Consider the following 13,279-nt stretch of genomic DNA (forward strand, 5'->3'; position numbering starts at 1 on the left):
AATAAATACATGACCGATATACTGGAAAAAAGCCAGGCCCGCCAGCGCCTTCGTTCCCTGAGCGAAGCGCTGGACAGTGGCGCACTGAAGCAGGTTGCCCGCATCCTGAACGGTGGCCTGAGCCCCAGTGATATTGCCCATTTGCTGGAGTCCTCACCGCCCCGGCAGCGGGCCCTGCTGTGGAACCTGGTGGACAAAGACCTCGAAGGCGAGGTTCTCCAGTATCTCAGTGATGATATCCGAGGCTACTTCCTGAGCCAGCTGAACGCTCAGGAACTGGCGGACATCATCGAGGATTTCGAGTCAGACGACCTGGCCGACCTGCTGCAGCAGCTGCCGGATACGGTCATCCAGGAAGTCCTGGAGACCATGGACGAGCAGGACCGGCAACGGGTGGAGGAAGTTCTCTCCTATCCGGAGGACACCGCCGGCGGTCTGATGAACACGGACACCATTACGGTGCGCCCGGACATCAGTATCGATGTTGTGCTCCGCTACCTTCGCAGGCACCGCACCCTGCCACCCATGACCGACAGCCTGATCGTGGTCAGCCGCCGGGACGATTTCATTGGCATGCTGCCCATCACGAAAATGCTGGTCTCCAACCCCGCCTCCACCGTGCGGGAAGTCATGGATACCGACATCGAGCCCATTCCCGTGAGCCTCTCCGACACCAAGGTAGCGACATTGTTTGAACGCTACGACCTGATCTCGGCGCCGGTGGTAAACGAGGAGGGCCGCCTGCTGGGTCGGATCACCATCGATGACGTGGTTGACGTTATCCGGGAGGATGCGGACCACTCACTGATGAGTATGGCGGGTCTGGACGAAGACGAGGACACCTTTGCGCCGGTGTGGAAAACCACCCGTCGCCGTGCCGTCTGGCTGGGCATCAACCTGATTACGGCACTGACCGCCTCCGCCGTCATCGGGCTATTTGAAGACACGATCGCCAAAGTGGTGGCGCTCGCAGTGCTGATGCCAATTGTTGCCAGTATGGGCGGCATTGCTGGTAGTCAGACGCTTACACTGGTGATTCGCGGTATGGCCGTGGGGCAGATCAGCGGCGCCAACGTAGGCTGGCTGCTGAACCGGGAATTTCTGTCAGGGATACTGAACGGCCTGCTCTGGGCCGCCGTGGTGGCGGGTGCAGCCATGCTCTGGTTCCAGGATGTGATGATCGGCGCGATCATTGCTGCCGCGCTGGTGATCAATCTTGTCGCCGCAGCGCTGGTTGGCACGGTTCTGCCACTGTTTCTCAAATCTCGCAATATTGATCCGGCCCTGGCAGGCAGCGTGATTCTCACGACTGTGACCGATGTAGTCGGGTTCATGGCCTTTCTTGGCCTCGCGACGATTTTCTACGCTTAAGCGGATCTCGGATTTATGAAAGACCATCAAGACAACGACGCGCCGGAATACGACGGCCCGAGCAAATCCCAGCTGAAACGGGAAATGCATGCCCTGCAGGATCTGGGCAAGCGGATGCTGGACCTGAGCAACGATCAGCTGGAAACCTTGCCAATCAGCGAGACCCTCCGCGCCGCGATCGAGGAATCCCGCCGTATCCGCCAGAACGAGGCCAAACGACGGCACCTGCAATACATCGGTAAGGTCATCCGACAGGAAGATGATCCTGAAGCCCTGGCGAAAGCCATCGACGCCTTCGATGCCGGTAGCGAAGAACACACCCGCAGACACCACCTGGCGGAACGCTGGCGGGACCGGATGATTGCCGAAGGCGATTCCGTTGTTGGCGAGTTCTTCAGCTACTGCCCCACTGCCGATATGCAGCACCTGCGAAACCTTGCTCGAAACGCCCGAAAAGACGTCGAAAAACAGAAGAACACCGGCCAGGCCCGGAAACTGTTCCGTTATCTCAGGGAGTGCATCGATGACGCCGAGGCCATGTGAGCCGTTGGTTCAACCTTTGAGCCGGCGGTGCTCCCACACCGGCATCCGGGCGCGCAGATTGGCTACCTGATCGGCGTCCAGTTCGGCGGTGACCAGGCCCGGGCCTTCCCCCATTTCCGTCACGATCCGCCCCCAGGGATCACAGATCAGGCTGTGGCCATAGGTGCGACGGCGCTCGCTGTTCTGGCCACCCTGGCCAGGTGCCACTAACCATACCTGGTTCTCGATCGCGCGGGCCCGGATCAGGGGGTACCAGTGGGCATCACCGGTCTGCCAGGTGAAAGCGCTCGGAAGGCAAATCCAGTCGACATCCTGCTCACGCAGCAGCCTGAACAGCTCCGGAAAGCGAAGATCGTAGCAGATCGCCAACCCCAGCTTGCCCGCGGGCGTATCCACGGTCACTATCTGTTCGCCGGGCTCGAAGGTGTCCGATTCACGGTATTGACCATGGGCGTCTTCCACCATGGCATCAAACAGGTGAATCTTGTCGTAACGGGCAACTTCCTCACCCTGGTCATCAAAGACAATGCAGGTTGCCCTGACCCGATCCTCCAGATCTGAGCCGTCCGGTCGTTTGGCCACGGGCATCGATCCGCCAACGATCCAGAGCCCCAGTTTCCGGGCCTGTTCGGCCAGGAAGGTTCTTATGACAGGCTCGGCCCCCGCCTCCTGGCGACCACGATCAATCATCTGACTGGTGGCCAGAACCGCAAAATTCTCAGGCAGTACGGCGACCGAGGCGCCCTGCTCGGCAGCCCGGGCCAGCAGCTGTTCCGCTTCGCGCAGATTGGCGTCAATGTCATGACCGCTGACCATCTGGATGGCTGCGACCCGGTTGGAAACACGCTTGTTCATGACTGCCTCCGATATTGCCAAACAGAAAAGTTATTCGCCGGTGTCAAAAACCCGTTGCAGATTCACTTCCGGCTCGTCCCATGAGCCGGTCACGCTGTAGGTTGCGCTTGTCAGCCTGCTCAAAGGATCGCCCAGAATCTTGTCCAGCACAAACAAGGCGCCGCCGATCGGCGCACCGGCACCCATGAGCAGCGCCGCCAATGGCAGATTCTGAGTCAGGGGCAACACAACCACAAGCCGCATATCCAGCTCCTCGCTGGCCATATTGGTCGTGCCACTGAGTTTGAAGGCGCCGGATGGGCCCACTATTTGCAGTTCGGGATCCATGGTCAGCAAGCCATTGATGATCTGCGCCTTGCCCGAGATCGCGTCGAATGCCACCCCACGCTCATACAGATCGGAAAAGTCGAGCTTCAACCGGCGCCATAGGGTGTCAGAGTTCAGCAGATTGAACACCCGGAACAGTTGCGCCGTGTTGTTTCGCTCCAGGATCACACCCTCATCCAGCCTTAGACTGACCGAGCCACTGAGCTCCGGTATGGAAAGCTCATCCGGACGGCCGGGCCAGTCCAGATCCAGCTCTATGTTGGTCCCCTCGTTAGTGACCGGCATTTCAGTGTCGAGGAGCTCGTTCAGATCCGCGAGCGCACCCCCGCTGATGGAACCTGTAAACCGGCTGGTTTCCCGGTCTCCGACGATGCTCCAGCTCATGTCGCCCAGCAGTGTCAGGGAATTCAGGCGCCCCTCGATGTCATTTACCTGCAACCGAAAAGGTTCGGGGCGGAGCCGGAAGGCCCACTGTCCCAACGATTCGTCGTTCAGTTGCAGTTCCGCAATCGAGACATCGATATCCGGCCAGTTTCCCATATCCAGCGCGCGGAACGCCTCAAGCTGCTCTTCGAGGGTGAGTAATTCCGGCGAATCCTCAGGGGGTGTTTCACTGCGCACGAGCCGTAACACCTGAAAATCGGCCTTCACCGTGTCGCCATTTTGCGGAATTGTCAGTCGGCCTTCGGCGCGTTGCGAGCTGGTGGTCACCACCCACCGGTCACCAAGATCGAGGGCATTGATATCAATATCGTTCAACACCTGCGGGCCAAGGTGCAGGCGGCCAAGACGCAAATCAAACCCGGTCTCTTTCCATAACAGATCGAACGTTGCGCGGTTTTCCCAGTCGCCCGTAATGCCAAGCCCGCCGGCGGCCGAGGGATTGATGGTTGCCCGCAGCGGTGCTGCCTCATCCGCCGTTTTTGACAGTGGCTCCGGCCAGTCAACCGCCAGCCCCTCAAGAGTGGACCGCACGCGGATGCCCGACGTTGAATCCGATCCCACGTCCAGGTCCGCGGTATAGGTAACATTGCCCTGCAAACCAAAACCCGAACTGGTCTCAAGTCCCGCCTGCTCAAACACCCCGGGCACCGGTAGCGTTCCCGACTGCCGGATGGTAAGGGCATTGCCCGCCCGGGACTTGCTGAAGGCAATGGTTACCGGTTCATCGAAAAATTCGGCAGTCAAAGGGCCACCGGAGAAGCCGTTTTCGCTGTGGTAGGTCAGTTCACCCTGAACCGACCGCCAGGCCAACCCTGCCGAGGGGTAGGAGACGGTGCCTTCCTGTGCGGCAATTTTTGCCTCAACCACGGTTGGCTGCTCCGTCCCCAATGGCAAGTCGACACCAAGGTCCAGCTGATACTCACCACCATATTCAAGCTTCTGGGCCTCTGTGCCTGCCATATCACCCAGGGGGCTATTTTCCATCCAGAACCCGACCGATTCGCCGGGCACCCGTGCCGAGGTATCCACCCTTATCCGTGTGCCTTGATCGGAGGGCTCCACGCGAACCGTCCCGGGATCGAGATCCAGGCCACCGGTCTGACCTGCTTCGAGTCGAACCAGCGTGTCGCCATTGTGAACCCTGACACTGCCCCGGGCACCTGTGACCTCCGGCCAGGCGTCATCGTAGCGGACAGATGCCTGATCGAATTCATAGATCATTGAGGTGACGAAGGAGCCCCGGGGTGCACCAAAACCTATCTGACCATGGCCGAAAAACGTCCCTGAGGTAATATCGGCCTCGAGAATGGCGGTCGTGAGCCAATCGTACAAACCGGGGTTTACCGCCTTAACCGGAACGAAATCTGCCAGCATGTCGGCGTTGCCGTTTTTCACCGACACTTTGAGCCCCAGATTGTCTTCACCCTCTCGATCCATCCTGAGGTCAAAAGCACCGTCCAGTTCGGTGGCCTCGCCGTAACGCATCCGTACGCCATCCGAAAACACACGGGTAATAGCGCCATCCAGCAGCCAGGCCACTTCGCCCTCAAGTACGGGGAATGACCAGGCGCCCCCGAAAAGCTGGGGAAAATCCAGAGAAACGGGCGACTCGCCGGCGGCAATCCGGACATAGCCTCGTTGCCGGTCCAGAGCGATGTCTCCGTTTACAGAGGTAACGCCGGGCGCGCCGCCGTGGGCCCGAACACTAACGTCACGCAACCGGCCGGAAAGCTGAAAGTCTTCCGGGGCGCCCTCGGGGAAGAAGATTCTCAACTGGTCCAGAAAGCCACCGGGCCTATAGTCCTGAAGGGCCCGGAGTGCACGCTCCGGCAATAACGGAAGCCGCGCAGCGAGGCGACGTGTGGGCGCTAGCGGAAGGGCGTCGGCAATGACGGACATGCCTCCCTCCGACGGCGCCAACCTCAGACTGAAAGGTGAAACCACATCGCCGTCCCAGGTCCACTGGAGCTGCTTCAGATGCCACTCGCCAAGGGCGAAGGCCCCGGATTCGACCACAGTCTCGTCGGTCATCACCGTATCGTGGCGACGCCAGCCAAATCTCGCGCGGATGTCTTCCAGTGGCGCCAGGGATTGAGAGCCTACACCCAACTGCAGATAGGGGGTCCGCACCGTACCGGTCACCTGTTGCAGCAAACCGTTGCGGAACGTAAGCCAGGCTTCACCACCAAGATCGAAGCCTTCCACCCGGAGGGATCGCCACTGGTACTCGTCAACCAGTCCGTCGAACAGCCGGCCGGAATCGACGCCAAGGTACAACTGGCCGGTAAAGTCACCCCGGAAAAAATGCTGGCCCACGAGGGCAAAACTGGCCAGCTGCTGGGTAGTACCAGACTGCATGGCACGGCCGGATGCGTGGAACAATCCACGGCGGTAGTCGAGATCCAGCTGGGGGATATCCAGGTGGCGCAGGTTGCCCTGGTTATCCCGGATACCAAGATTGACGCGGGTAATCTTGACGTAAGGATCAGAGAGCCAGTCACCGGCAAGCTCCAGCCACTCCTGCAACTGATTGCTGACCGGTTCCGGTATTTCTGCGCCTCTCACCGCGACATCACCGCCGCGCTCCTGATTCACGGTCAGTTCCAGACCGTCTGCCTGGAAGTCCTCAAAGACAATCCTCAGACGCATCAGCGAGGCCAGTGCAGCAAAGCGGATATTCAGATGCTGAAGGTTGGCAACGACAATTCCGGTGTCAGGGTGAGTGACCTGAATGTCGCTGGCCGTAAAGGCGGGGTCGAGCCAGTACCACTGGGATGAAAGGCCACCGATGCTGACATCATGGCCCAGTCGGTCTGACAGCTCACGAGCCAGATCATCGCGAAAGCTGTCCACATTCTGGGTCAGTTGGCGGCCAAGACCGGCGTATAAGGCCAGCAGCACCAGAAGTGTCAGCAGCATCCACCAGATCAGGCTGGCGAGCCGCGCCAAAAGCCGAACCGGAGGGCTCTCGGGCAGGTTCTCCGGAAGCGGCGGTTCGTGGTCAGCGGAGGACATTCAGACCCCTTAACCCGGTAACCGGCGCAGTTTCCCGGCATCAGAGCAGAACAACATCATACTGCTCCTGGCTGTAGAAGGGCTCCACCTGGAAGCGAATGGTCTTGCTGATGAAGGTTTCAAGATCGGCCACGTTATCGGATTCCTCATCCAGCAGGCGATCCACCACGCTCTGGGAGGCCATCACCAGATAGCTCTCGGCATCATAGGCGCGATTAACCCGGAGAATTTCCCGGAAAACCTCATAGCAAACGGTCTCGGTGGTTTTCAGAAAACCCCGTCCATCGCAGATGGGGCAAGGTTCGCAGAGCACCTGACCAAGGCTCTCGGTGGTTCGTTTGCGGGTCATTTCCACCAGGCCCAACTCGGAGACGCCGGTGATCTTGGTCTTGGCGTGATCCCGCTCCAGCATCTTCTCCAGCATCCGGTGGACCTGGCGCTGGTGCTCGGGATCTTCCATGTCGATAAAATCGATGATGATAATGCCGCCCAGGTTTCGCAGGCGCAGCTGACGACTGATGGCCCGAGCCGCTTCCAGGTTGGTCTTGAAGATGGTTTCTTCCAGATTCCGGTGCCCGACGAACGCCCCGGTATTGATATCAATCGTGGTCATGGCTTCGGTCTGGTCGATAATCACATAACCACCGGACTTGAGCTGGACCTTTCGGCTCAGGGCCTTCTGGATTTCGTCCTCGACCGAGTAGAGGTCAAATATAGGGCGCTCGCCCGGGTAGTACTCGACCTTGTCGGCAAATTCCGTAACGAACTCCTCGACAAACTCCATCACCCGCTGATGACTCTCGCGGCTGTCGATACGCACCTTTTCGGTCTGGGGCCGGATCAGGTCACGGATGGTGCGAATGAACAACGGCAGATCCTGATACACAACCGCCGGCGCCTGAACCCGGGCAATTCGCTCGTGTATGGACTGACTTAACCGGTGCAGATAAGCCATGTCGCCAATCAGATCCTCAGGTGACGCCGCTTCCGCGGCCGTCCGGATAATATAGCCGCCCTGAACATCCGGATCCTCGGCGGCGGCCTCCTCAACGAGCGTTTTCAGCCGAGCCCGCTCGGTGTCGTCCTCAATTCGCTGCGAAATACCAACGTGGCTAACGCCTGGCATAAACACCAGATACCGCGACGGAATTGAAAGCTGGGTGGTCAGGCGGGCCCCCTTTGTACCGATCGGATCCTTGGTAACCTGGACGACCAGTGACTGCCCTTCCCGAAGCAGGCTTCGAATATCGGGAACGGTTTTGGGAATATCGGCGGGCTCATCGCCATTGGACTGACTCGGAACCACATCGGACGCATGAATGAATGCGGCCCGTTCCAGACCAATATCGACGAACGCCGCTTCCATGCCCGGTAGAACGCGCACCACCTTGCCCTTGTAGATGTTGCCGACAATGCCTTTCCTGCTGGTGCGCTCTATATAGGCTTCCTGCAGCATGCCGTTTTCAACCAGGGCCACCCTCGTTTCCACCGGGGTGACGTTGATCAGAATCTCTTCGCTCATAATGTTTGGCTCTCCAGACTGCGCGGCCAGTTTTTCCAGACCGGGTAACCGGCACCAGCCAGCAATGCGGCGGTTTCCTGCAGCGGCAGACCAACCACGGCACTGTAGCTACCCCGGAGCTCATTAACAAAAATACCACCAAGGCCCTGAATTCCATAACTCCCGGCCTTGTCCATGGGTTCGCCGCTGGCCACATAGGCGTCGATCTCTGCGCTGGAAAGCTGCCTGAAACAAACTTCGGTGATGACCAGAACAGACTGGCATTGCCCTTCTGAGGCCAACGCCACGGCAGTCATGACTTGATGAGTGGCGCCGGAGAGGCGGGCCAATGTTTCCCGGGCTTCGGTGAAGTCTGACGGCTTACCGAGTATCTCGCCATCGAGCACCACCGATGTATCCGACCCAAGTACCAGGCATTCCGGTGAGGACCCAGCCACAACCAGCGCCTTCTCCCGGGCCAAACGTTCCACATAGCGTTCCGGGGATTCATCGGGCTCCGGTGTTTCGTCGATGTCCGCCGGACGAACCGAAAAATTCAGGCCGATTTGCTGCAACAGCTCCGCCCGGCGCGGCGAAGCCGAGGCGAGAATGATTGATGGCATGGCTAACCCAGTTTGCGGTTAATGTTGTCCAGCAGGATACAGAATACCGGCCATACCAGGGCGCTGGTCAGGGCCGGCCAGAGGTAGCTGAAGCCAGCATCATCAGCCCCCAGCAATTGCTTTACAAAATGCACCAGCATCTGATTGATGCCCAACAACAGGAACACCATCAGGCACTGCTGGGGCATTGGATACATGCGCAAACGCTGGTGGATAGTAAGCACCAGAAAAGCGATCAAGGCCATCGCCATGGCATTCACGCCAAGAGGCGTGGCTTCCAGCACATCCAGAAGCAGGCCCAGACACCAGGCCAGCAGGATGCCGAACTGGGCCGGAGCCCGGAATGTCCAGTAGAAAACAACCAGCCCCAACCACTCCGGGCGGAACTCGAACCAGCCCACAGGAAACAGGGAAATACTGAACACCAGGGCAACGATCACGGAAAGCACAAAGACCGGATAGCTGATTACGGACAACATCAGTCCTGCCCTCCCTGGCTGGCATCTTCGGCGACGTTGGCAGCGGATGCGTCCTCACCCTCGTCGGTTTCGATCGGCGCGGCATTTTCCGCAGGGAATACTACCAGCACCAGACGGCTCTGGTTGAGTTGCGCCTTGGGTGTGGCTTCAATGGAGACAAAAGGTTCGCCCGGCTCTTTGGATATTCGACTGACTTCCGCGACCGGGTAGCCCCTCGGAAAACGGCCACCAAGACCGGAACTGACGAGCAGGTCGCCCTCGCGAATATCCGCCGTATCCGGCACATGAACGAGATCCAGGGTATCCGTATCGCCGGTACCCAGCAGGATGGCGCGCAAACCGTTACGCACAACCTCCACCGGAACGGCGTGGCTGCTGTCGGAGACGAGCAAGACGCGGGAGGTAATCTGGCTGCTCTGCACCACCTGGCCCATCAGACCATGGGCGTCCAGAATGGCCTGGCCCGGCGACAAGCCGTCACTGCGCCCTTTGTTGATAATAATTTCGTGGGAAAAGGGATCCGGGGAGACACCGACCACCTCGCCAACGATGACGCGGTCATCCAATACTTCTGATGAGTTCATCAGGCGGCGCAGCTCGTTGTTCTCGGAAGCAAGCGCGGCGTATTTCAGGGCGCGACGCTCGAGGATCAGCAAACGAGCCCGGAGATCTTCATTCTCTTCCTGAAGATCCTGTTTATTTTCAAACAGCCCGGCGAACCAGTCGGAAAATTCGTAGGGCGCATTCCCCAGCCAGTACACGGGTGCCAGACCGGTTGCAATGGTACTTCGCACCGTTGAGAGCTTGTCGAAACGCGCATCGGCAACCACCAGGGCTGCCGATACGAGAAGAACAATGAGGAGTCTGAAGCCGGGAACAGGCCCCTGGACAAAGATGGTTTTAATGGCGAGCCCTCCCCACAGGATTATCCCTCCTGGGAGAACATTCCGATGCCACCCCGGTCAATCACTTCCAGCGCCTTGCCGCCACCACGGGCCACACAGGTCAGCGGGTCTTCAGCGATAATCACCGGCAGGCCGGTTTCCTCGCTGATCAGTTTGTCCAGCCCGCGCAGCAGTGCGCCGCCGCCGGTCAGAACAATACCGCGCTCGGCAATGTCGGACGCCAGCTCGGGCGGAGACTGTTCCAGAGCACTCTTGACGGTCTGAACGATCTGCGCCAGGGATTCCTGCAGCGCGTCGAGAATCTCTTCGCTGTTGAGGGTAAATGCCCGGGGCACACCTTCGGCGAGGTTGCGACCGCGCACATCGATCTCGCGGATTTCGAGGCCTTCGTATGCGCAACCGATTTCGTGCTTGATACGCTCGGCGGTAGAATCACCGATCAGGCTGCCGTAGTTGCGACGCACGTAGGTTACGATGGCTTCGTCGAATTTGTCACCGCCAACCCGCACAGACTCGGCGTAGACGATGCCGTTCAGGGAGATAATGGCGATTTCGGTGGTACCACCACCAATGTCCACGATCATGGAGCCGCTGGCTTCTTCAACCGGCAGACCGGCGCCGATAGCGGCTGCCATGGGTTCTTCAATAAGGAAGACTTCCCGGGCACCAGCACCGAGGGCGGATTCGCGAATGGCTTTGCGCTCTACCTGGGTGGACTTGCTGGGAACACACACCAGCACTCTCGGGCTCGGGGTAATGAAGCTGTTCTCATGCACCTTATGAATAAAGTGCTGGAGCATTTTTTCGGTTACCACAAAATCTGCAATCACGCCGTCTTTCATGGGGCGGATAGCGGTGATGTTGCCCGGTGTACGGCCGAGCATGCGCTTGGCTTCAGCGCCGACAGCGGCAACCATTTTCTGAGAGTTGTTGGTGCGAATGGCCACTACCGAGGGCTCGTTCAGCACGATTCCGCGCTCACGCACGTAGATCAGGGTGTTGGCGGTGCCCAGGTCGATGGACAGATCGCTGGAGAAGATGCCTCGGAGTCTTTTTATCAACATTCGTGTAGTTTCAACCTGAGAGTTGCAGTCGCAAAGAAAAGATGCGGCAACTTTAGCAGTGAGCACCCCTGCAGGCAAGGCGCTAACGGGCCTCAAGCCTTACGGTTCACACATTTACCTTATGGGCTGGGGCCTCCCGCCATTGTTCGAATCTGTTACCATGGTCCACCTGATTTTCCGGCTTCGGTGTAGGGCCGCTCGGAGATCCCTTTTCAAAACACGCTACGAGCACGTCCATGTGCGCTTGTTTCGGGCCATCCTTGGCCCTCTACAGTTTTGAAAAGGGATCTCCGAACGTCCCCGCAGTTCAGAGCGGCCCTCTTTTTTCAAAACATTTATTAATGACATTTCATTTATCTGGGAGGCAATGCGTGACCATTTCCCGTGAGGACATTGAGAAAGTCGCTGTGCTCGCCCGCATTCGTGTGGATGACGAGCAGGTTTCGGCTCTGGAGAAGGATCTGGGCAACATCCTGGATCTGGTGGATCAGTTGGGTGCTGCCGACACCGATTCGGTTGAGCCCATGGCCCATCCGCTGAATGCAGTGCAGCGCCTGCGCGCTGACGAGGTAACCGAGACCAATCAGCGTGAGGCGTTCCAGGCGATTGCGCCGGCTACCGAGAACGGGCTTTATCTGGTTCCCCGAGTGATCGAGTGAAAGGACACGTCATGCATAACAAATCCGTAGCAGAGCTTTCCCTGGAACTGGAAAGCGGCAAGATTTCCAGTGTGGAGCTGACCCAGGAGTTCCTCGACCGCATCAAGCGGGAAGATTCGAAGTACAACAGCTTTATTACCGTGACCGAAGAGCAGGCCCTGGCCGATGCCCGGGTCGCGGATGACCAGCGTGCGGCGGGGAATGCGACGCCCTGGACGGGGATCCCGTTTGCGCACAAGGACATTTTCTGTACCAACGGCGTTCGGACCACTTGCGGTTCGAAGATGTTGGAGAACTTTGTTCCGCCTTATGATGCCACCGTTACGGCGAATTTCCGCCAGGCCGGTGCGGTGTGCCTGGGCAAAACCAACATGGACGAGTTCGCCATGGGGTCGTCCAACGAGAACAGTTATTTTGGCGCTGTGACCAACCCTTGGGGCCTGAGTGAAGGTAGTAAGCGGGTGCCGGGCGGTTCATCGGGCGGGTCGGCTGCGGCGGTTTCCGCTCGACTGACTCCGGCAGCTACCGCCACGGATACTGGCGGCTCGATCCGTCAGCCAGCGGCACTGTGTGGTGTTACTGGCCTGAAGCCCACTTATGGCCGGGTGTCCCGGTACGGGATGATTGCTTTTGCGTCTAGTCTCGACCAGGGCGGCACTATGGCTCGCACAGCAGAAGATAATGCGCTGATGCTGAATGTGATGGCAGGTTTTGATCCGAAGGACTCGACGTCTATTGACCGCGAGGTGCCGGATTACACCGCCACGCTGAACGAGCCCCTAAAAGGTTTAAGAATCGGCCTGCCCAGGGAATATTTCAGCGATCAGCTAAGCCCGGCGATGGAGCAGCAGGTTCGCAACGCAGTAAAGGAATACGAGAAACTGGGCGCCACCGTTAAAGAGGTGTCGCTGCCAAACGCGAAGCTCGCGATTGCTGCCTACTATGTAATTGCTCCAGCAGAGGCGTCCGCCAACCTGTCCCGTTTTGACGGGGTACGCTATGGCTACCGCTGCGAGGATCCCAAGGACCTGATGGATCTTTACACCCGCTCCCGCGCGGAGGGTTTTGGTGAAGAGGTGAAACGTCGGATTCTCGTGGGCACCTACGCCCTCTCCGCCGGCTATTTCGATGCCTATTATCTCAAGGCCCAGAAGGTTCGGCGGCTGATTCAGCAGGATTTCATCAATGCCTTCAAGGAAGTGGATGTGCTGATGAGCCCGACCACGCCCTCGCCGGCCTTCATCCAGGGCGAGAAGACCAGTGACCCGGTGACCATGTACCTGGAAGACGTATTCACCATCGCCATCAACCTGGCGGGCGTTCCGGCCATGTCGGTACCGGCTGGTTTCGTCGACGGTCTTCCAGTGGGTTTGCAGATCATCGGGGATTATTTCTCCGAGGCGCGTCTGCTGAACGCCGCCCATCAGTTCCAGCAGGTGACCGACTGGCACCAGCGTGAACCGCAATAAGCCCGGGACAGGCCCCTTACAGGA

At 58.9% G+C, this 13,279-nt stretch carries 11 protein-coding genes; 4 read left to right on the top strand and 7 right to left on the bottom strand.

Features of this window, described 5'->3' with window-relative positions; translation table 11 throughout:
- The first annotated feature begins 9 nt into the window (after positions 1-9).
- Both mgtE and yjgA read left to right on the top strand, forming a co-directional pair.
- Complete coding sequence (mgtE, locus tag AC13E3_RS22090) at positions 10-1,371, top strand: magnesium transporter (RefSeq protein ID WP_008170150.1); 1,362 nt, start codon at positions 10-12, stop codon at positions 1,369-1,371.
- Positions 1,372-1,386: 15 nt separating this feature from the next.
- Positions 1,387-1,914, top strand: a complete 528-nt coding sequence (gene yjgA, locus AC13E3_RS22095) for a ribosome biogenesis factor YjgA (RefSeq protein ID WP_008170149.1) — start codon at positions 1,387-1,389, stop codon at positions 1,912-1,914.
- Between the two features lie 9 nt (positions 1,915-1,923).
- On the opposite strand, the gene AC13E3_RS22100 is transcribed toward yjgA, so the two are convergent.
- From AC13E3_RS22100 to AC13E3_RS22130, 7 genes are read right to left on the bottom strand one after another with little or no spacing between them, the layout of a single operon-like run.
- Entirely contained in the window at positions 1,924-2,769 is an 846-nt protein-coding gene (locus AC13E3_RS22100) for a carbon-nitrogen hydrolase family protein (protein ID WP_008170148.1), read from the bottom strand.
- A gap of 30 nt (positions 2,770-2,799) precedes the next feature.
- Positions 2,800-6,555 carry a YhdP family phospholipid transporter gene (locus AC13E3_RS22105; RefSeq protein ID WP_053112676.1) on the bottom strand — a complete coding sequence of 1,252 codons (3,756 nt, stop codon included), beginning with the start codon at positions 6,553-6,555 and terminating at the stop codon, positions 2,800-2,802.
- A 40-nt stretch (positions 6,556-6,595) separates the two neighbouring features.
- Entirely contained in the window at positions 6,596-8,077 is a 1,482-nt protein-coding gene (gene rng / locus AC13E3_RS22110) for a ribonuclease G (protein WP_053112677.1), read from the bottom strand.
- Positions 8,074-8,679: a Maf family protein gene (locus AC13E3_RS22115; protein ID WP_053112678.1), complete on the bottom strand. Its 606-nt coding sequence runs from the start codon at positions 8,677-8,679 to the stop codon at positions 8,074-8,076. Before AC13E3_RS22115 ends, rng begins: the two co-directional genes overlap by 4 nt.
- A 2-nt stretch (positions 8,680-8,681) precedes the next feature.
- Complete coding sequence (gene mreD / locus AC13E3_RS22120) at positions 8,682-9,158, bottom strand: rod shape-determining protein MreD (protein ID WP_053112679.1); 477 nt, start codon at positions 9,156-9,158, stop codon at positions 8,682-8,684.
- Positions 9,158-10,054, bottom strand: coding sequence for a rod shape-determining protein MreC (mreC, locus tag AC13E3_RS22125; protein WP_082220538.1), 897 nt, complete (start codon positions 10,052-10,054; stop codon positions 9,158-9,160). Before mreC ends, mreD begins: the two co-directional genes overlap by 1 nt.
- Positions 10,055-10,083: 29 nt before the next feature.
- A complete protein-coding gene (locus AC13E3_RS22130) occupies positions 10,084-11,124 on the bottom strand; it encodes a rod shape-determining protein (RefSeq protein ID WP_008170134.1) in 1,041 nt (346 codons plus the stop codon).
- Between the two features lie 374 nt (positions 11,125-11,498).
- Between AC13E3_RS22130 and gatC the strand changes: the two genes are divergently transcribed.
- Together gatC and gatA are read left to right on the top strand one after the other, a co-directional pair.
- A complete protein-coding gene (gene gatC / locus AC13E3_RS22135) occupies positions 11,499-11,786 on the top strand; it encodes an Asp-tRNA(Asn)/Glu-tRNA(Gln) amidotransferase subunit GatC (RefSeq protein WP_008170132.1) in 288 nt (95 codons plus the stop codon).
- 11 nt (positions 11,787-11,797) lie between these two features.
- Positions 11,798-13,255 (top strand): Asp-tRNA(Asn)/Glu-tRNA(Gln) amidotransferase subunit GatA, encoded by a 1,458-nt coding sequence (gene gatA, locus AC13E3_RS22140; protein WP_482902563.1) that lies wholly within the window; start codon positions 11,798-11,800, stop codon positions 13,253-13,255.
- Positions 13,256-13,279: the final 24 nt, after the last annotated feature.

The organism is Marinobacter sp. L-80 (assembly GCF_056859395.1).

Excerpts from the sequence above, each read along its gene's own strand:
- yjgA (WP_008170149.1), top strand. The coding sequence starts at position 1,387 with ATGAAAGACCATCAAGACAACGACGCGCCGGAATACGACGGCCCGAGC.
- gatA (WP_482902563.1), top strand. The coding sequence starts at position 11,798 with ATGCATAACAAATCCGTAGCAGAGCTTTCCCTGGAACTGGAAAGCGGC.
- rng (WP_053112677.1), bottom strand. The coding sequence starts at position 8,077 with ATGAGCGAAGAGATTCTGATCAACGTCACCCCGGTGGAAACGAGGGTG.
- mreD (WP_053112679.1), bottom strand. The coding sequence starts at position 9,158 with ATGTTGTCCGTAATCAGCTATCCGGTCTTTGTGCTTTCCGTGATCGTT.
- AC13E3_RS22115 (WP_053112678.1), bottom strand. The coding sequence starts at position 8,679 with ATGCCATCAATCATTCTCGCCTCGGCTTCGCCGCGCCGGGCGGAGCTG.
- mgtE (WP_008170150.1), top strand. The coding sequence starts at position 10 with ATGACCGATATACTGGAAAAAAGCCAGGCCCGCCAGCGCCTTCGTTCC.
- AC13E3_RS22100 (WP_008170148.1), bottom strand. The coding sequence starts at position 2,769 with ATGAACAAGCGTGTTTCCAACCGGGTCGCAGCCATCCAGATGGTCAGC.
- AC13E3_RS22105 (WP_053112676.1), bottom strand. The coding sequence starts at position 6,555 with ATGTCCTCCGCTGACCACGAACCGCCGCTTCCGGAGAACCTGCCCGAG.